Raw genomic sequence first — 20,050 nt, 5'->3', positions numbered from 1 at the left:
AGAGGTATCACTCAGCTTTATCCTTACTTTTTAACCGCCGGGTGTCAAAAAGCAAAACCTCATTGGTTGATCCACCTCACGAATATAACCAATATTGGACTTACCAATTTTATTTTCTGTCATATGGCTTTACACTGCAAGCCGATATTCATGGCAACGAGCAAAAGAAAATGGTCAGTATGGTGTGGCTTCTTTCCTACAAACAGCCGACTAAAACTGGTCTAACAACTTTTTATTTGCCACCTTTTATGTCAGCCCCTTTGTAATAATCGTGGGGTGAATGATTTTGGAGCCACGTATGAACACCATTGCCAACAGCCCCCTTCCCTCAACCGTACAGCAGCCTACTTATGATAGAACAGCACTGAAAAGCCGCATTGTTCACATTGGCTTTGGTGCATTTCATCGCGCCCATCAGGCACTGCTCACTGACCGGGTGTTAAATAAACAAGGGGGCGACTGGGGCATTTGCGAAGTCAGCTTGTTTGGTGGAGACGTTTTGATTCAAAATTTACGCCAACAGAATCATCTATTCTCAGTGCTGGAAAAAGGGGCGCAAGGTAATCAGGCCATTATTGTCGGTTCGGTATGCGAGTCAGTCCATGCCCGATTAGATGGCATCATCCAAGTATTGGAAAAATTGGCCGAACCACAAGTGGCGATTGTCTCACTGACGATTACTGAGAAAGGTTACTGCATCGAACCGGGTAGCGGCCAATTGGATCTGCAAAATGAGTTTATCCGCGCAGATCTGGCGATACCCGATGCGCCAACCTCCGCTCCCGGTATTCTGGTAGAAGCCCTGCGCTTACGTCGCTCACGCGGCCTGCCACCTTTTACTGTGCTTTCTTGCGATAATATTCCAGAAAATGGCCATGTCGTGAAAAATGCCGTCCTCGGCCTGGCTATGGCCCGAGACCCAGAACTGGCTAGTTGGATCAGTCAACATGTCACCTTCCCTAATACTATGGTCGACCGTATTGTTCCAGCTGCCACCGCTGAAACCTTGCAACAAATTGCCGATACCCTGAGCGTAGCAGACCCTTGTGGTATTGCCTGTGAGCCGTTCATTCAATGGGTAGTTGAAGACAAATTTGTCGCGGGCCGCCCGGACTGGGAAGTGGCTGGAGTACAATTGGTCGATGATGTCTTGCCATTCGAAGAAATGAAGCTGCGCATGTTAAACGGTAGCCACTCATACCTCTCCTATCTGGGTTATCTCGCCGGTTATCAACATATTAATGATTGTATGGCCGACAGTAACTATCGCCTCACCGCCCGTCGCCTGATGATGGATGAACAGGCCCCAACCTTGCGCGTTACCGGGGTGGATCTTAATGCCTATGCTGATCAATTGATTGAGCGCTACAGCAACCCGGCGTTAAAGCATCGCACCTGGCAAATTGCCATGGACGGTAGCCAAAAATTACCACAACGGATGCTCGATTCCGTGCGTTGGCATTTACAACATGGCGGCGCTTATCGCTGTCTGGCATTAGGTATCGCCGGTTGGATGCGCTATGTAGGAGGGATCGACGATAACGGCCAGGCCATAGATATCCGTGATCCGATGGCTGACAGCTTTAAAAAATGTGTCGCCAGCAGTGAAGATGGCGTGGCCCGGGTACAGAGTTTGCTCTCACTGAAGTCGCTGTTTGGTGAGTCCTTACCACAGCAGTCGGTATTTGTTGATGCAGTCACCGAGGCTTACCTCAGCTTGCAACAATTTGGCGCGAAAGAGAGTGTAAAACGTTTGGCACAGCAGGATTAATTTAGCGCGCTCACAGGGTGAGCCTCAAGAGTGAGGCTCATTAATTCCAATCGGGTAAGTGAGTGCAGCCAACACCGCTGCAACTTCAAGGCCGAAGGGTTTACCCAAAGTCATTGGAGTTGCAGGTAGGCGGCAAGCAAATGAATCCCGATGAGCTTACTCAAGTAAGTGATTCGGGTAAGTGAGTGCAGCCAACACCGCTGCAACTTCAAGGCCGAAGGGTAAATTATTCTTCAAGCTGGTACGGCGCAGACTCAAACAAATAACCATCAAAATCAGGATGGTTGGCATCTGAAAGCTCGAGCAGTTTTAGTTTTACATTTTCCAAGTGCTGCCACATGGCTTGCTTAGCCGCTTTGCTGTCACGGCGTAACACCGCTTGCAAGATTTTCTGATGGTCTTCCAACCACTGCCAACGGTAGCTGAAATCCAGGGTGTGACGGTGAGCAACCTGCCACATGGCGCTGGTTTTGCGCGCTTGCCAGGCCTCTGTAACCATATTGGCTAGCACGCTATTTTGCGTCGATTGTGCCAGTAGGCAATGAAACAACTCATCAGCGCTTTCATCCACTGCCCCCGCAGCCAGTGCAGTCTTTTCCTGCTCGATGGCGTGACGCATTTTGATGATATCGGTTTTGGTCGCCTGCATGGCAGCAAAAGCGGCAACTTCGCTTTCCAGTAATTGGCGGGCTTGCAGTAATTCAAATGGGCCGTAACCACTATCAGAGGCCACTGCGGATTCACCGTTTGCTGGCATATCGGGCACGTTAACCACATAGACGCCTGAACCTTTGCGTACCTCCACCAATTTTTCCAGCTCCAGCATAATCAGTGCTTCACGAACCACACTGCGACTGACACTGAAATTTTCGGCGATGTCACGCTCAGGCGGTAAACGATCGCCTAAGTTGTATTGCCCGCTGACAATCGCCTCACGCAATTGACTGCCCACTTCCTGATATAACCGCATAACCTTATTTCCTGCATCAGGTATTGGCGTGACTAATACCAAATTGGCCTGACCAAAGGGTGTCTGAATGAGGGTTAGTATATCATGTGGTCGAACAATATCATTGTAGCGAAACAAGATGATTTCATTTGAATCGCATCATCCATCTAACACGGCTTATCACTGTGATAAGCCGTGCTTGTAGGAATGCGTCATATTGTTTGAATATATTAGAGATAAGTGACGGTGAAAATTCCCAGACTACGCTGCGGGTTCAACCATTCCAGATGGGAAGAAGCTAAATTACCCGGTAAACGGGCAGTGAGAGGCATATTAGCAGAAACAACTTGCCGTTGAGTCAATGTCTCACCATTACGATAACAGCGTGTGGTAATGATACTCTCGATGAAAGCGGTATCACATGGACTATCTACAATAGCACCAAAAAATGTAATTGTTCCTGTAGCAGACCGGGTAGATTGCGCACTACTTGCAGCAAAGGAGACTATCCATGAAAACATTATTGCTACGATAATTAGCACTCGAAAATTCATCATAACCACCTCGACTCTCATATCTGTCATTTTAAATGATAGAGGATTCCAGCCAGAGCGATGGGAATGAGCGAGCATTTTTTATTGCCCGACTCCGTTTATAACTCACTAAGATTCCTCGTAGAAGTGAATTATATTGCTTAGTCTTGCAACGCTATTAGGCGAGGTTCCTAACATACCTAGGAAATTGTCTGCCTTTTAGCCTTTTTCGTTTAATAATAAGCTTGGCTGGTGTTATATCCTCTTCTGATAACATCGACACCCATGAGCCTTTTCTTGAGAGGTTATTGAAAATAAATTTACGGTAGGAGGCCTCTGATGACAAAAACGAACTTGATTACTGGCTTTTTGGGGTGCGGTAAGACCACCACCATTCGCCATTTATTGTCACAAAAACCGCAAAATGAAAAATGGGCGGTACTGGTTAATGAATTTGGTGAGATTGGTATTGATGGTGCGCTATTAGCAGACAGCGGTGCGGTATTAAAAGAAATACCGGGCGGGTGCATGTGTTGTGTTAATGGGTTACCGATGCAAGTGGGTTTGAATATGCTGCTACAGCAGGCAAAACCGGATCGGTTATTAATCGAACCGACTGGATTGGGCCATCCAAAACAGATCTTGTCTTTATTAACCTCCGATATTTACCAACCCTGGATTGACCTGCGTGCCACCCTCTGTCTGGTCGATGCCCGCCAGTTAAGTGAACCGCGTTATACCGAAAATGAGAACTTCCGCGACCAACTGGCGGCCGCAGATATCATCGTGGCAAATAAGCAGGATACCTACACCTCACAGGACTACAGTGCATTGCAGCAATGGCATGACCGCCAATCCATGCCACGTCCACTTTATTATGCAGAACAAGGAAAGGTAGATGCGGCCCTGCTTGATATCCCACACAGTAATAATAATGAATTGCCTGACGGTACCCATCACCACGGTTCAGGGCGACAAAAAGGCTTGGCGGCACTCCGTTTAAAAGGGATCGAGCCTTGGCGGCGAGCGCTGAATCAGGGGCAAGGTTATCAGAGCTGTGGTTGGGTATTTAATGCTGAGACAGTGTTTGATACGGTTCCATTGTTGGAATGGATACGGTTAAATCCAGTGGAGCGGGTCAAAGGTGTTATGCGTATTGCCGAAGGCACTTTGGTGGTTAACCGGCAAGGTGCTGACTTGCAAATAGAAACACGTCAAATAGCACCACTGGACAGCCGAATTGAGCTGATTAGTGCCTCTGAAGCGGATTGGAACATGCTACAGCATCAATTACTGACTATCAGACTACATAAAGGGGTATGATATACCTCGATTTTTATTTGTTACACAATTCATACATTGATAATTTATAGGCCCCGCATGACTCGGCGTAATTTACCGACAATACTACTGCTCAATTTTCTTGGGATTGCTTTGTTCTTATCTTGGTATATCCCGGCGCACCATGGCATTTGGTTTAAAATAGACTCGGCAATATTCTTCTATTTTAACCAACACCTGCTGTCCAGCACGTCATTTCTGCATTGGGTGGCTATCACCAACAACCGGATTTTTGATGTTATTTCCCTAATATCTATGGGGCTGCTTTATTTGTACTTCTATATGAAGGAAACACCCGCGGGTCGCCGCCGCCTGATAGTCACCGGGTTTGTTATGCTATTAACTGCGGTGGTCCTCAATCAACTAGGTCATCTGCTGCCTGTTTCGCATCCCAGCCCGACACTGACGTTTGAAAATATAAATCGCGTCAGTGAATTAACCGGTATTCCAACCAAAGATGCCTCCAGTGATAGTTTCCCTGGCGACCATGGCATGATGCTGATGATCTTTGCCTGCTTTATGCTGCGCTATTTTTCCCGCGGTGCTTTTGCCATCGCCCTACTGATCGTCGTTATTTTTTCAATGCCACGGGTGATGATTGGCGCGCATTGGTTTACTGACATTGCGGTCGGCTCACTGTCGATAGTGCTGGTTGGGATAAGCTGGGTATTGCTGACGCCATTAAGTGACAAGATAATTGATGTGATTAACCGGAATCTACCAGGGGCAAAAAGCCAATAGCGTTATTGGCTTTATATTAAGGCAAAAAAGTTCATTTTTTGCCTTTCTCTCACCTTAACCTTTTCCTTCATTTATTGTTACCAAACGGCTACAAATCCAGCTATCCACTTTTAATCTGAAATTTTACATTATGTTACATAACCTTTAGCTATAATAATGGATGTAAAAGGTCTCGCCTTTTATTAATCATTACGGTAATCTCGAAAACGTTTGTGTTCGGATTTGGGTCATTCGCCTCTTGCATGATTAATATTGTGCGTTCTAGCACAGTTATTCAGTTAAGTGATTGTCTAATCGGATCTCAATCAATAATCTCGATTCGTTTGGTTTTTTTGGTAGCGACATCCGTCGTAAGGACAGCAAGGGAAAACAACAACAATGGTCAAGTCTCAACCTATTATGAGATATATTCTGCGGGTAATTCCTGCGGTTGCAGCAGCGGTAATGTTATCCGCGTGTAGTTCATCACAGACTTCGAACTTACATAATGCGCAAACTGAGATGCGTGCAGTTAATGACAAAGATGGGCTTTTACTGCAAGCCTCTCAGGATGAATTCGAAGCGATGGTACGCAACGTTGACGTCAAGTCGAAGATTTTAGAACAGTATGCAGGGTGGAAAGGGGTTCGTTATCGTTTAGGCGGTAGCAGCAAACGCGGTATTGATTGCTCCGCATTTGTACAAACCACTTTCCGTGAACAATTTGGTATGGATTTGCCACGCTCAACCTCTGAGCAGCAGGATCTTGGCAAAACAATCCAACGAACTAAATTGCGCCCCGGTGATTTGGTGCTGTTCCGTGCAGGTTCGACTGGCCGCCATGTAGGTATCTACTTAGGTAACGATAAATTTGTGCATGCATCGACCAGTGTCGGTGTGACGATATCGAGCCTAAATGAAGATTATTGGAATAAGCGTTATCGCGATGGCCGTCGTGTCCTAAGTAGCGGTTCGCGCAGTTAGCTGATTTTTATTCCTGTTGTCCGAGATACCAAACGAAACTGTAAAACGCTGCCATTGGCAGCGTTTTTTATTGTCTGAACATACCTCCTTATCCTTCCGCTACCAGCCCAATTTCCGGTCAATTTGTAGGAAACCTCCTTTTTTGGCTGGAGGGCGCGAAATCCAAGAATTTTCTGTGTAAGATAATTCCCGCTTAGCTGAGACTTTTCTGGCGATCAGAGATCTCTACCAACGATTTATCCTTATAAAATTATATAGGTCGTGTTAATAAGCTGGGGATTTGTTTTATCGAAGCATATTGCCAAAAATATATCGGTATAAATGAACGCTGCTTGTTTCAGTTATTTGATGCATTTAAACCGCATCTTTTATTTATATTGAATAGAGATTCAATTGGATAGGCTAATTACTGTTAACCCTGCGCATTGGCAAACTGGTAGCGTTGCGTTGCTAACTTAACTTATACTCATAACACTTTATCGATCATGCTGAGGAGCGGCGTAACATGGGTTCAAACAGTGCGTTCTCCCGCAATATTTTATCCAGACGCCATCTTGTAAAAAAAAGTGTCATCCTCGCACTCTGTTTTTTTATTTGCTTTGTCATTATTACTTTGTCATTACTTTATCGCAGTAGTGAACGTAAATTAACAACACAAAGTGATCATATTATCTCCTACGCCTCCCAGTTTCTAAATGAACTGACTACCACTATGTCTCAACTTATCCCGCTAAGTGACAAAAGTTGTGAGCAAGCCAGCCCGGCACTCCACTATCGGGCTGCATTTACTAATGGTGTCAGAGCATTTTTATTGGTTAGAGACAGTATCGCTTATTGCTCTTCAGCAACAGGTGATATGCAAGTCGCTGTCAGTGCGCTATATCCTAAAATAAACTTACATCAGCCGTTGGACTTTAAAATTCAGCAAGGCACCCCCATGATGCCCAGTAAACCTGCGGTCGGGGTGTGGTTGCGTGAAGCTGGGCGCGGCAATACCGGTGTATTGGCGACATTAGAATTAACCTTACACCCTTATTTATTGCTGAATTATTCAGATAATCAAGTCAACGGCTTAGCCATTATTATTGATGAATTAGCGGTAACGACTTTTGACTCTAAAGTCTTACCTATCAGCCAGCTACCGGCACGCGCCTCTCGTGAGATCCAGCTACCGGGCTACCCGATTAAAATATTGATTTATCATACTAGCCTGACAGCTGATGACATTCGCATGACCCTATTAGGAGGGCTATTACTTGCCGGTCTGGTTGGAATCCTTGCTTATTATATTTTAATTGCCAGCCAGAGTGCTGAAGCTGAAATTTTGCGCGGTATTCGACGCGGCGAATTCTTCGTTGAATATCAACCAGTATTTCGTTCACATGATCGTTCATTATCTGGCCTTGAAGCGCTTATTCGTTGGGAACATCCTATTGAAGGGCGTATATCCCCGGATCTTTTTATTCCCTATGCGGAAGCTCAACATCTGATTCAGCCATTAACCCGGCATCTATTTGAGTTAATCATCAAAGACAGTGAATTAATAGCAGACCACCTTCCGGCTGGGACTAAACTGGCCTTTAATATTTCCCCTGTCCATCTTGCTGATGATAACTTCCGCAAAGATGTTTCTCAGATGTTAAAGCAATTAAATACGGATATCTTGGCACCAGTATTCGAGATTACCGAGCGTGGTATGGTTGAAGAAGAGCTCGCTATTAAACAATTTGCCTGGCTGCGTTCTCAGGGGATACAAATTGCTGTCGATGATTTTGGTACCGGTCATAGCGCCCTGATCTATTTAGAACGTTTTACTTTAGATTATATTAAAATTGATCGTGGTTTTGTCAGCACCATCGGCATTAATACCGTAGCAGCACCGGTATTAGACGCAGTACTGATGCTGGCAAATAAACTCAATATTGAAACCGTCGCTGAAGGTGTTGAAACAGAGCAACAGCTCCAGTATTTGGCACATCATGGCGTAAACTACTTACAAGGTTACTTACTCAGCAAACCATTATCTGTTAAAGATCTCGTCATATTTTATAATAAAAAATAGTAACAAAAAAACATATTCAAAGTAATTGACGTTGCGGCCTGACTGCGCATACACAGCTCGAATGAGCTGATTCGAGTAAGTTATTTGGCTTAATGTTTGCTTTAATCCCCTGCAAACTGGTAATTTCGTTTAAGATTATTATTATCAGAATGAAACGCAGGAGCTTACCGCCAATATGTTGCCACGCCTATTTGCTGCCTTGGTACTTTCAGCCCTGAGTTTTGGCCTACAGGCTGAAACCATCAAAGAAGGCGTCTCTTTTGCCATACTGGGTGAACCTAAGTATTCATCCGATTTCAGCCATTTTGATTACGTCAATCCAGCCGCCCCGAAGGGTGGGGATATCACGCTATCGGCCATTGGTACCTTTGATAACTTTAACCGTTATGCATTGCGCGGTAACCCGGCGATACGCACTGAACGGCTGTATGACTCACTATTTGGTACCTCGGACGATGAGATTGGCAGCTACTATCCATTAATTGCCGAGTCCGCACGTTTTGCGCCTGACTTACACTGGATTGAAGTTGATATAAATCCACGTGCCCGTTTTCATGATAACACCCCTATTACCGCACAGGATGTCGCCTTCACCTTCAATAAATTTATGACCGAAGGTGTGCCACAATTTCGCATTATTTATAAAGGCGTACAGGTAAAAGCCATTTCCCGGCTGACAATGCGTTTTGAATTCCCGGAACCGAATAAAGATAAAATGTTAGGTTTGTTTGGCTTACCGGTGATGCCTGCTCATTTCTGGCAAAACCATAAACTGAGTGATCCGCTGAGCAAGCCCCCCGTTGGCAGCGGCCCTTATCGCATCGGCAAATATAAGATGGGCCAGTTTATTACCTATGAACGGGTGAGAGATTACTGGGCAGCCAATCTGCCGGTTAACCGTGGCCAATATAATTTTGATACCATCCGCTACGACTACTATCTGGATGATAAAGTCGCATTGGAAGCCTTTAAAGCCGGTGCATTCGATTTCCGTGAGGAAACCTCACCGAAGAGTTGGGCGACACAATATGTCGGGGGTAATTTTGCGAAAAATTATATCGCCAAGCAGGATATTGTCGACAACTCAGCACAAAATACCCGATGGCTGGCATTTAACGTTCAGCGCCCGATTTTTAGCGATCGACGAGTTCGCCAGGCACTGACGTTAGCTTTTGACTTTGACTGGATGAATAAAGCCTTCTATTTCAATAGTTATCAACGCACCAATAGTTTCTTCCAAAATACTGAATATGCGGCAAAAGGTTATCCAGATAGTGCCGAACTGGCTTGGCTGGGTCCGTTGAAGGGCAAAGTACCACCAGAGGTGTTCACACAGATTTATCAGCCGCCACAAACTGATGGCAGCGGCGACTCACGGGATAATCTGTTAAAAGCACGGGAATTGCTCAGCGAAGCAGGCTGGGAAGTGAAAAATCAGCAATTGGTTAACAGCAAAACCGGTAAGCCTTTTGTTTTTGAATTGCTGTTACTCAGTGGCAGTAACTTCCAATATGTTCAACCGTTTAAACATAATTTGCAGCGTTTGGGCATTACCATGAATATCCGCGAGGTTGACAGCTCCCAGTTTGTTAACCGCCTGCGCAGTCGGGATTACGATATGATCCCGACGGTTTACAGTGCCTTCCCCTACCCTAGCCCAAATCTGCAAATTTGGTGGAGCTCGGCTTATATCGATTCCAGTTATAACTCCTCCGGGATTAAAGATCCGGCTATTGACCAATTGATCGCAGAGATTATCAAACATCAGGATCAGCCAGAGGCATTACAGTCCCTTGGCCGGGCACTTGATAGGGTATTGACCTGGAACTATCTGATGATTCCGATGTGGTACTCCAACCATGCCCGCTTTGCCTATTGGGATAAATTCTCGATGCCGGCAGACCGCCCCACCTATTCGCTTGGGTTTGATAGCTGGTGGTTTGATGTCAACAAGGCAGCTCGTCTGCCAACAGAACGTCACTAGGGGGCTGCTGTGGGTGGATATCTATTACGGCGACTATTGCTGGTTATTCCCACGCTGTGGGCAATCATTACCATCAACTTTTTTATTGTGCAAATTGCACCGGGTGGGCCAGTTGATCAGGCGATTGCCAATATTGAATTGGGTCACTCCAGTGGATTTACCGCCGGTGGCGGTGATGGTGGGCTGGGGGGGGCTAAAGTCGGCCTCAATGCGGCACAAGTGGGTGATAGCAACTATCGCGGTTCACGCGGGTTAGACCCAGAAGTTATTGCCGAAATCAAACAACGCTTTGGTTTTGACAAGCCGCTGCACCAGCGCTATTTCGATATGCTATGGAGCTATGTCCGCTTTGATTTTGGCGACAGCCTGTTCCGGGGTGAATCGGTAATGTCGTTAGTGAAACATAGCCTGCCGGTCTCTATTTCACTTGGGCTATGGAGCACGCTGATTATTTATCTGGTTTCTATTCCATTAGGCATTAAAAAGGCGGTGCGCAATGGATCAGCTTTTGATACCTGGAGCAGTACTCTCATTATAATCGGGTATGCCATTCCTTCGTTTCTGTTTGCGATTTTACTGGTGGTGTTGTTTTCCGGCGGCAGTTATTTCGATCTATTCCCACTACGGGGGCTGGTTTCCAGTAACTTTGATACCCTGCCGTGGTACGGCAAAATAACCGACTATTTGTGGCATATCACTTTACCGGTATTGGCTACCGTCATTGGCGGCTTCGCCACACTGACGATGCTGACCAAGAACTCGTTCCTTGACGAAATCCGCAAGCAATATGTGGTGACTGCGCGCGCTAAAGGGTTACCCGAAGAAAAAATTCTGTATCGCCATGTCTTTCGCAACGCCATGTTGTTGGTTATCGCTGGCTTCCCTGCCACCTTTATCAGCATGTTTTTCACCGGGTCGCTGTTGATTGAAGTGATGTTTTCACTCAATGGTTTAGGGCTATTGGGTTATGACGCCACTTTGCAGCGTGATTACCCAGTGATGTTTGGCACTCTTTATATTTTCACCCTGATTGGTTTACTGCTGAATATCCTCAGTGATATCACCTACACCCTGGTTGATCCACGGATTGATTTTGAGGGCCGCCAATAATGATACGGCTAAGTGCTATTAATCAGGCCCGCTGGGCGCGTTTTCGCAATAATCGCCGTGGCTACTGGTCACTGTGGATCTTCCTGACACTGTTTATTATCAGTCTGTTTGCCGAACTGATAGCCAATGACAAACCGCTACTGGTGAACTATCAGGGCCGAATTTATATGCCTTTTATGGTTAATTACAGCGAATCCACTTTTGGTGGGATTTTAACCACGGCGGCAGATTATCAAGACCCTTATGTGATTGGCCGGATTAATGACAATGGCTGGGCCATCTGGGCACCCATACGTTTTAGCAATAACACCATCAATTTTGCGACTGATGTCCCTTTCCCTTCGCCACCTAGCCGGACCAACTTGCTGGGCACCGACAGTACTGGCGGCGATGTCTTAGCCAAAGTCATCTATGGTTTCCGTATCTCGCTGTTATTCGGCCTGACATTAACCCTGTTCTCCAGCGTAATTGGTATCTGTGCTGGCGCGGTACAAGGTTATTACGGCGGCAAAATTGACTTGTGGGGGCAACGATTTATCGAGGTGTGGTCGGGGATGCCGACACTATTTTTAGTGATTCTACTGTCCAGCATCGTCCAACCCAACTTCTGGTGGCTGTTAGCCATCACCGTGCTGTTTGGCTGGATGGGATTAGTGGGTGTGGTGCGAGCAGAATTTCTACGTACCCGAAATTATGACTATATCCGTGCAGCACGAGCTATGGGAGTAGGTGATCGAGTCATTATGTCGCGCCATATGTTGCCCAATGCCATGGTGGCAACACTAACCTTCCTGCCCTTTATCCTGTGCGGTTCGATAACCACACTAACCTCACTGGATTTTCTCGGTTTTGGCCTGCCGATGGGGTCACCGTCATTAGGCGGTCTGTTATTAGAAGGTAAAAATAACCTTCAGGCTCCCTGGCTTGGCATCACCGCATTCCTGGTATTGGCAGTGCTGTTATCTCTGTTGATCTTTATCGGCGAAGCAGTACGTGACGCCTTTGACCCAAGTAAGGTGTACTGATATGGCGACTTCACCACTTCTGGATATTCAAAATCTCAGTGTTGCATTTCGCCAGGCGAATATTGATCGCGAGGTGGTCAGCGAGCTGTCATTGCAAATCAATGCCGGTGAGACACTGGCACTGGTCGGGGAATCGGGTTCGGGCAAGAGTGTCACCGCTTTATCAATATTGCGTTTACTGCCTTCACCACCGGTGGTCTACCCGGGCGGTGATATTCTGTTTGCCGGGCAATCTCTGCTGCATGCCGATGAACCGACGCTGCGAAAAGTGCGCGGCAATCAGATTTCAATGATTTTCCAAGAACCTATGGTGTCACTCAACCCACTGCATACCATTGAAAAACAGTTGGCAGAAGTGTTGTCACTGCACCGCGGTATGCGCCGGGAGGCGGCCAGAGTTGAGATTATTCAATGTCTCGACCGGGTGGGTATTCGTAATGCCAAAGGGCGTTTGGGCGATTTCCCTCATCAACTTTCCGGCGGAGAACGCCAGCGGGTGATGATTGCGATGGCGGTATTGACCCAACCTAAATTACTGATTGCCGATGAACCTACCACTGCGCTGGATGTTTCGGTGCAAGCCCAGATTTTGAGTTTGCTGAAAGAGTTAAAGCAAGAGATGGGCATGAGCTTGCTATTTATCACCCATAACCTGAATATCGTGCGCCGGTTGGCAGATAACGTGGCAGTGATGCGCGAAGGCCGCAAGGTGGAGCAGAATAGCCGTCAGGCGCTGTTTAGTACCCCACAGCACCCCTACACCCGCCAATTATTAGACGCCGAACCACAAGGTGACCCACTGCCCCTCACGCCGGATCTAAAACCCCTGCTTGAAGTAAAAGGTCTACAGGTGGCGTTTCCTATTAAACGTGGTTTATTACGACGTACCGTTGATTACCATTATGCTTTGCACGATCTTAATTTCACCCTGAATCCCGGTGAGAGCCTTGGTTTGGTGGGTGAATCAGGCTCAGGGAAAAGCACCTCAGGGCTGGCATTGCTGCGCTTGTTACCCTCAAAAGGTGAGATTTGGTTTAGCGGGCAGCCATTACACAAGTTTACCCCTAAACAGATGCTGCCCTATCGCAGCCGAATTCAGGTGGTATTCCAGGATCCCTACTCAGCGCTAAACCCACGCCTGAATGTGCAGCAGATAATCGCCGAAGGGCTGGAAGTTCATCAAAGACTCAGTGCGGTACATCGTGAACAACGGGTGATTAAAGCGATGGAAGAAGTGGGATTAGATCCGGTCACCCGTTATCGTTATCCAACCGAGTTTTCTGGTGGCCAGCGCCAGCGCATTGCCATTGCCCGTGCGTTGATCTTGCAACCGCAGTTACTGATTCTTGATGAACCGACCTCTTCATTGGATAAGTCGGTACAGGCCCAAATTCTGGCTTTGCTGAAATCCCTTCAGCAGCGTTATCAGCTCAGCTATCTGTTTATCAGTCATGACTTACAGGTAGTGCGATCACTCTGCCATCAGGTGATTGTATTAAGACAAGGCGAGGTAGTAGAACAAGGTGACTGTCAGGCCATATTTGCCGCGCCCCAGCAGCAGTATACACAGCAGTTGCTACAATTTGCGGATACGTCAGATTGAGGTCTGGTGCGGGGCATACCCAAGCGCCATGACACCGACCAACGCGCAATAGCTAATTAGAAGGGGTACAAGGCGGTCAGGGTTTCGGCAATGGCGACACCGACATCTTTCAGGCGACACATAGTAGCACTCTCATCCTGAGTGTGAACAAATAGACAAGGCTCGCCTTCCCATTCGACTATCGCGGAATCCACTTGTATCTCTTGTAGAGAGAGGTGGAGCCGCTGCATGATAATCTGCGCATGGCTGCCATCGTGGCTGAGTAACTTCAGCCCCATAAGATCATTATTGCTATCGTCTATCGCCGTCAGTGGTATCGGTTCAACTTTGACCCCGATAAAACCTGATAACCAACGGTAACTTTGCGGCAGACGATGTACTACCGAAAGTTGGATATTATTCACGTGTTTTTCCTAGTAAAAATAAAAATTCAAAAATTACAAAAGCACCACAATGACTCACACTCACTAAAGTTATAGCCGCTAAGTTGGCATTGTGCCTGATTCACCCCTCATCAAAACACAACATTGATAACAATTTAGAAACTTAAAACCAACAAAGCCATTTTTGTGTTGTTTTTTTAATCGTGTGTCAGCCCTGCATATCCAGACTGAAACCACCGGTTTGAGATTTAGATCCCATTTTTCGTTATATTTATACCTTTATGGCGACCATCTCAACCATTTTTCTTGCAAACCCATTACTTATTGCTCGCGAATTTTTTACATTTGATGAACAATCACATGTTATCTCTATAGCTCAAAATGAAATTAATCAATTGATAAATATATAAATTTACTAACATACGTAACTATTCGACTGACAGAAATATCTGATAAAAACGCTTCAATAACAATTTGCGATTTTTTATATGTTCGCTCAAAAAGTTAACAATATGGTGCCAATCATAACTATGCAATAAATAATGATATGCATGCTTATTATATTGATTGAACGCAAGAACCGCGCATTTTTAAGTGGCAATTCGGGCGATATTGACGGGAATAAATGAGTCGACGAGGAAAATAATTGAATAAATAAATAATGAGTACATTGAGGATAAATAATGTCAGTGAAGGGAACGCCCTAAGACGCCCCCTCACCTTCTTGCAATAACCATTAACTGATAAGCCCCAGCAACTTAGCCTTGATAAGGATTACGGCGATAGTTATTACGACGATAGTTATTTCACCGCATCCTTATGTGGGCGACTGGCATAAAGATACAACAACATGGCCACAATTATACAAAATGCCATTGAGCTTACCATTGGCCAGGCACTGCGGGATGGCGCCATCGACAACAGCGTTCCTACCACCGCACCAATACCAAAGCGTAGGGTCCCTGCCAGAGAAGACGCAGTACCGGCCATATGTGGGAAATCATCCAAAATAACCGCCATCGCATTCGAGGTGATCATGGCGATGCAACCGACATAAGCCGCTACACCCAATACCAACGCCCAGAACCCCATCCCAGTGGCGCAAACCACCAGCAACCAGATCCCCATAACAAATTGCACTAGCATGCCAAATCGGAACATTTTAAGCGCTCCGAAGCGGCGTACATTGCGGCTATTAATCAAGGTCATCAAGAACAAGAAGACAATATTCAGCGCAAAATAATAGCCAAAGTTTTGTGGAGAAACGCCGTTTAAATCGATATAAACAAAGGGACCGGCACTGAGGAATGAGAACATCCCAGCAAAAGAGAAACCGCTCGCTAACATATAGCTCAGTACCCGCTTATGGCGGAATAACGTGGCAAAATTGCCAATAGTGGTGCGCAAATGGAATCGTTGCCGTTTCTCTCGCGGCAAGCTTTCTTTAATAAACAGTGCAACCAAAATCGCGCCGACCAATGCAGCACCCGCCATGGTCCAGAAGATGGCGTGCCAGCTAAACCATACCAACAATGCACCACCGATAATCGGTGCCAGCAAGGGTGCGATGGTCATCACCAACACTACAAAAGACATCATGCGAGAGAAGTCATCTTTAGTGAACATATCGCGCATCAATGCATTAATCACCACACTCGCGGCGGCGGCAGACAAACCATGCAGGAAACGCAAGTTAATCAGTTGTTCGATTGATTGCGCCATGGCACAAGCCATACCCGCGAGCGCAAATATTAGCGTACCCCAAAAGATAACCGGCTTGCGCCCGAGGCTATCAGCCATTGGCCCATAGAACATTTGTCCGATGGCAAACCCCAGCACATAGGCGCTTAGAGTCATCTGCACCGCACCACTCTCTACGCCAAACTCCTGTGCAATAATCGGCATACTCGGCAGATACATATCAATTGCCAAAGGCATCAGCATCGATAACAAACCGAGGATAAAGATCAAGCCAACGTGGGATGTCCGGTTCTTCTCTTCATTTTGGGTACTGGCATGCACGTTCAACAACTCCTTCAATAACCTACCGCGGGTTATACCCGTCATACTTCAAGCCGCATGTGCGTTGGCTACGCTCTTTCACCCGAATCATTGACTCCCGTCAACTCATCGGGACTCTATCGCTTGCCGCCTTCCTGCAACTCGAATTATTTAGTGTAATATCAACGGCAAGACAGCCCGCGCTGTAATAGAAAATCAATTACAGATGAGGCGCGCCGACACTGGCAATCTCTTCTGTGGTTAACGGGCGGTACTCGCCTGGCGCCAAATCGTCATCAAGTTTAATGTCGCCAATTCGCTCACGATGCAGCTCTATAACCCGATTTCCCACCGCCGCGAACATCCGTTTTACCTGATGATAACGCCCTTCACTGAGGGTTAAACGCACCAACTGAGGCTCTATAACCTCAAGTTGAGCCGGTTTGGTGAGAGATTTTTCATTATGCAACTGTACACCATCAGTAAATTGTTGCGCGGTATCATCAGCCAATGGGTGTTCCAGCGTCACCAGATAGGTCTTTTCACAATGATGGCGCGGTGAGGTGATCCGATGCGACCACTGACCATCGTCGGTCATCAGTACCAATCCGGTGGTATCGATGTCCAAACGCCCGGCGGCATGGAGTTTGTATGCCACTGGCTCATCAAGGAAATACAGCACGGTCGGGTGATCTGGGTCTTCTGTCGAACACACATAACCCTGCGGTTTGTTCAGCATGAAATAACGTGGGCCAACGGTTTGTTGTAATGGGTTGCCATCAAATCTCACGTCTTGTTCCGGTGTCAGCTTAATCGCACCACTTTTGACCACTTCGCCATCAATAGTGACTCGTTTTGCCCGCAGCTCGCGCGCGACTAACGCCCGGCTGACACCTAATTGCTGAGATAAAAACTTGTCCAATCGCATTGAATCTACTTTGCCTGTTGTCTTGTCGTACCGCTGACGGGCACGATACCCGCAATCACACCCGCCAACGACAGCAGGATGCTCATGATACGGTGTGAAATGAATGAAGCAGTTGGGAGAAAATCATTTGCTGCCTACCAGATTCATCAGTATAGCGGCGGTTGCCATATCATCCTAGGAACAGTTACGTAAAAAGTTGTTATTGAGAAACAACTTACCCCCAGAGTGCGCCGCGTCTATCACGCCACCCCATCAGTGCTAACTTGGGGCCTCGCGCCAACAGCCTCCGACAGGCATAATAGTCAAAAGTTTTTCATTATAAAGAGAGAGAAATGTCACGCATACGCGCGGAAAAGGGTTGCGGGGAGAATGGGTTGAAAACCATCGGGCTGGTGCACTAATGGCATTTACACTGCGCCCCTATCAGCAAGAGGCTGTCGATGCCACTCTTGCCCATTTTCGCCGCCACAGTGAGCCTGCGTTGATTGTTCTACCCACCGGGGCAGGCAAAAGTCTGGTGATCGCCGAATTGGCGAAACTGGCTCGCGGGCGCGTTCTGGTGCTGGCTCATGTCAAAGAGTTGGTAGCACAGAATCACGCCAAATATTGCGCCTACGATTTAGAGGCTGATATTTTCGCCGCTGGCTTGCAGCAACGCCAAAGCGCAGGAAAAGTAGTGTTTGGCAGTGTGCAGTCAGTGGCACGAAACCTGCCCCTGTTTGATAGTGCCTTTTCACTACTGATTATTGATGAATGCCATCGTATCAGTGATGACGATGACAGCCAGTATCAGCAAATTATTCAGCATTTACGTACCACCAACCCCCGACTGCGCTTGCTGGGATTGACCGCCACACCTTACCGATTGGGAAAAGGCTGGATTTATCAATTCCATTATCACGGTATTACCCGTGGTGATGAAAAGTCCCTTTTTCGCGATTGTATTTATGAATTACCCTTGCGCTACATGATCAAGCACGGTTTTCTGGTCCCCCCAGAGCGGTTGGATATGCCCGTGGTACAGTATGATTTCAGTCGCCTGACCAGCAACAGTAGCGGCCTGTTCCGAGAAGCAGATTTAGACCGTGAACTTAAGCAGCAGCAACGAATTACTCCGCATATTGTTAACCAGATAATTGAATATGCCGCTCAACGTCGCGGGGTAATGATTTTTGCCGCGACAGTTGAACACGCCAAAGAGGTGTATGGCTTGCTGCCAAAAGACGAGGCTGCACTGGTGAGCGCCACTACCCCGCCTAATGAGCGCGATGCGTTAATCACTGCCTTTAAGCAGCAGCAACTGCGCTATTTGGTTAATGTGGCGGTGTTAACCACTGGCTTTGATGCCCCCCATGTTGATCTGATTGCCATTCTTCGCCCCACGGAATCGGTCAGTTTGTATCAACAGATAGTCGGCCGAGGTTTGCGGTTATCACCGGGTAAAGAAGATTGCCTGATTCTGGATTACGCTGGCAATCCCCATGACCTTTTTACCCCTGAAGTGGGTACCAGCAAGCCGCATAGTGGCAGTCAGCCGGTTCAGGTATTTTGCCCAGATTGCGGCTTTGCCAATATCTTCTGGGGAAAATGTACCGAGTCGGGTGACATTATTGAACACTATGGTCGCCGCTGTCAGGGGTGGTTTGAGGACCAACAAGGCGTGCGGGCGCAATGTGATTATCGCTTTCGCTTTAAGTGCTGCCCGCATTGTGGGGCGGAAAATGACATTGCCGCCCGCCGTTGTCACCAGTGCCAGGAGGTTCTGGTCGATCCCGATGATATGCTGAAAGCCGCGTTAAAATTAAAAGATGCCCTGGTGCTGCGTTGTGGCGGTATGAGTCTGGAGACGGGCCATGACGCAAAGGGTGAGTGGCTGAAAATCACCTACTACGACGAAGACGGCACTAATACCAGCGAACGTTTTCGCTTAACCACCGCCGCGCAACGTATGGCATTTGAACAAATTTTCCTGCGTCCACACCAACGGGCACCCGGTGTGGCGCTGAAATGGCAAACGGCGGCCGATATCATCGCGCAACAAGCCCTGTTACGTTATCCCGATTTTGTCGTGGCCCGCCGTCGTGGGCAATGGTGGCAAATTAGAGAAAAGATATTTGATTATCAGGGCCGTTTCCGGCGGGCTGACTCCCTTGCCTGAGCCGCATTTAGCCTGAGATTTTCGCAGTTTTATTTGCTGTCTGGTCGATATTTCGCTAGAATGCCGCCCGCTTTGCTCTGGGTTTACCCAATCAAAGCCGAGTATCGAACCTGTTGCTGGGTCGCCTGTAGCAGGGTAAATTTTCTTTAAGAGAAAACAAAATGACCACTATCAATGTAGAAGTACGTAACGACCAGGGTAAGGGTGCGAGCCGCCGCCTGCGTGCAGCAAATAAATTTCCGGCAATCATTTACGGTGGTTCTGAAGCAGCTATCTCTATTGCTCTTGACCATGACACCACCAAGAACCTTGAATTGAAACCGGGCTTTTATGATTCCGTACTGACTCTGGTTGTTGACGGTAAAGAAACCAAAGTTAAAGTACAGGCTGTTCAGCGTCACGCTTTCAAGCCAAAACTGACTCATATCGACTTCGTTCGCGTTTAATCGCGTCGCTTTCGATATTCGGGACGCCGAAATAAAAAACGCCGCTTATGCG

At 47.1% G+C, this 20,050-nt stretch carries 16 protein-coding genes and 1 pseudogene; 12 read left to right on the top strand and 5 right to left on the bottom strand.

Going from position 1 to position 20,050, the window contains the following annotated elements; all coding sequences use genetic code 11:
• The first annotated feature begins 41 nt into the window (after positions 1-41).
• Positions 42-225, top strand: a pseudogene (locus A6J66_002535) (hypothetical protein).
• A 73-nt stretch (positions 226-298) separates the two neighbouring features.
• Positions 299-1,771: a fructuronate reductase gene (locus A6J66_002530; GenBank protein PNM23161.1), complete on the top strand. Its 1,473-nt coding sequence runs from the start codon at positions 299-301 to the stop codon at positions 1,769-1,771.
• A gap of 226 nt (positions 1,772-1,997) precedes the next feature.
• On the opposite strand, the gene A6J66_002525 is transcribed toward A6J66_002530, so the two are convergent.
• Positions 1,998-2,741, bottom strand: coding sequence for an FCD domain-containing protein (locus tag A6J66_002525; protein PNM23160.1), 744 nt, complete (start codon positions 2,739-2,741; stop codon positions 1,998-2,000).
• A 209-nt stretch (positions 2,742-2,950) separates the two neighbouring features.
• Positions 2,951-3,277: a hypothetical protein gene (locus tag A6J66_002520; protein PNM26870.1), complete on the bottom strand. Its 327-nt coding sequence runs from the start codon at positions 3,275-3,277 to the stop codon at positions 2,951-2,953.
• 315 nt (positions 3,278-3,592) lie between these two features.
• Between A6J66_002520 and A6J66_002515 the strand changes: the two genes are divergently transcribed.
• The 8 genes from A6J66_002515 (at position 3,593) to A6J66_002480 (ending at position 14,082) form a co-directional block, all read left to right on the top strand.
• Positions 3,593-4,576 carry a GTP-binding protein gene (locus A6J66_002515; GenBank protein PNM23159.1) on the top strand — a complete coding sequence of 328 codons (984 nt, stop codon included), beginning with the start codon at positions 3,593-3,595 and terminating at the stop codon, positions 4,574-4,576.
• A gap of 57 nt (positions 4,577-4,633) precedes the next feature.
• A complete protein-coding gene (locus tag A6J66_002510; GenBank protein ID PNM23158.1) occupies positions 4,634-5,335 on the top strand; it encodes a phosphatase PAP2 family protein in 702 nt (233 codons plus the stop codon).
• Between the two features lie 378 nt (positions 5,336-5,713).
• The gene (locus tag A6J66_002505) at positions 5,714-6,298 is read left to right on the top strand and encodes a bifunctional murein DD-endopeptidase/murein LD-carboxypeptidase (protein ID PNM23157.1); all 585 of its coding nucleotides are present in this window, start codon (positions 5,714-5,716) and stop codon (positions 6,296-6,298) included.
• A gap of 505 nt (positions 6,299-6,803) precedes the next feature.
• Positions 6,804-8,360, top strand: coding sequence for a phage resistance protein (locus tag A6J66_002500; protein PNM23156.1), 1,557 nt, complete (start codon positions 6,804-6,806; stop codon positions 8,358-8,360).
• 175 nt (positions 8,361-8,535) lie between these two features.
• A complete protein-coding gene (locus A6J66_002495) occupies positions 8,536-10,344 on the top strand; it encodes an ABC transporter substrate-binding protein (GenBank protein ID PNM23155.1) in 1,809 nt (602 codons plus the stop codon).
• A gap of 9 nt (positions 10,345-10,353) precedes the next feature.
• The gene (locus A6J66_002490) at positions 10,354-11,454 is read left to right on the top strand and encodes a microcin C ABC transporter permease YejB (protein ID PNM23154.1); all 1,101 of its coding nucleotides are present in this window, start codon (positions 10,354-10,356) and stop codon (positions 11,452-11,454) included.
• Positions 11,451-12,479 carry a microcin ABC transporter permease gene (locus A6J66_002485; GenBank protein PNM23153.1) on the top strand — a complete coding sequence of 343 codons (1,029 nt, stop codon included), beginning with the start codon at positions 11,451-11,453 and terminating at the stop codon, positions 12,477-12,479. The genes A6J66_002490 and A6J66_002485 overlap by 4 nt, the downstream gene beginning before the upstream one ends.
• Before the next feature lies 1 nt (position 12,480).
• Positions 12,481-14,082, top strand: coding sequence for a microcin C ABC transporter ATP-binding protein YejF (locus A6J66_002480; protein PNM23152.1), 1,602 nt, complete (start codon positions 12,481-12,483; stop codon positions 14,080-14,082).
• Between the two features lie 56 nt (positions 14,083-14,138).
• Here the strand turns inward: A6J66_002480 and A6J66_002475 are convergent, their stop codons facing one another.
• The 3 genes from A6J66_002475 to A6J66_002465 form a co-directional block, all read right to left on the bottom strand.
• Positions 14,139-14,486: a hypothetical protein gene (locus tag A6J66_002475; protein ID PNM23151.1), complete on the bottom strand. Its 348-nt coding sequence runs from the start codon at positions 14,484-14,486 to the stop codon at positions 14,139-14,141.
• A gap of 780 nt (positions 14,487-15,266) precedes the next feature.
• Complete coding sequence (locus A6J66_002470; GenBank protein ID PNM23150.1) at positions 15,267-16,487, bottom strand: Bcr/CflA family drug resistance efflux transporter; 1,221 nt, start codon at positions 16,485-16,487, stop codon at positions 15,267-15,269.
• 199 nt (positions 16,488-16,686) lie between these two features.
• Positions 16,687-17,394, bottom strand: coding sequence for a 16S rRNA pseudouridine(516) synthase RsuA (locus tag A6J66_002465; protein ID PNM23149.1), 708 nt, complete (start codon positions 17,392-17,394; stop codon positions 16,687-16,689).
• A gap of 400 nt (positions 17,395-17,794) precedes the next feature.
• Here A6J66_002465 and A6J66_002460 point away from each other — a divergent pair, with 400 nt between their 5' ends.
• Complete coding sequence (locus A6J66_002460; protein PNM23148.1) at positions 17,795-19,552, top strand: ATP-dependent helicase; 1,758 nt, start codon at positions 17,795-17,797, stop codon at positions 19,550-19,552.
• Between the two features lie 161 nt (positions 19,553-19,713).
• Positions 19,714-19,998 carry a 50S ribosomal protein L25 gene (locus A6J66_002455; GenBank protein PNM23147.1) on the top strand — a complete coding sequence of 95 codons (285 nt, stop codon included), beginning with the start codon at positions 19,714-19,716 and terminating at the stop codon, positions 19,996-19,998.
• Positions 19,999-20,050: the final 52 nt, after the last annotated feature.

Source organism: Yersinia enterocolitica, from assembly GCA_002082245.2.
GTDB lineage: Bacteria > Pseudomonadota > Gammaproteobacteria > Enterobacterales > Enterobacteriaceae > Yersinia > Yersinia enterocolitica_E.
The sequence above is the reverse complement of the archived record's forward strand: the minus strand, read 5'-3'. Positions and strand labels throughout refer to the sequence as shown.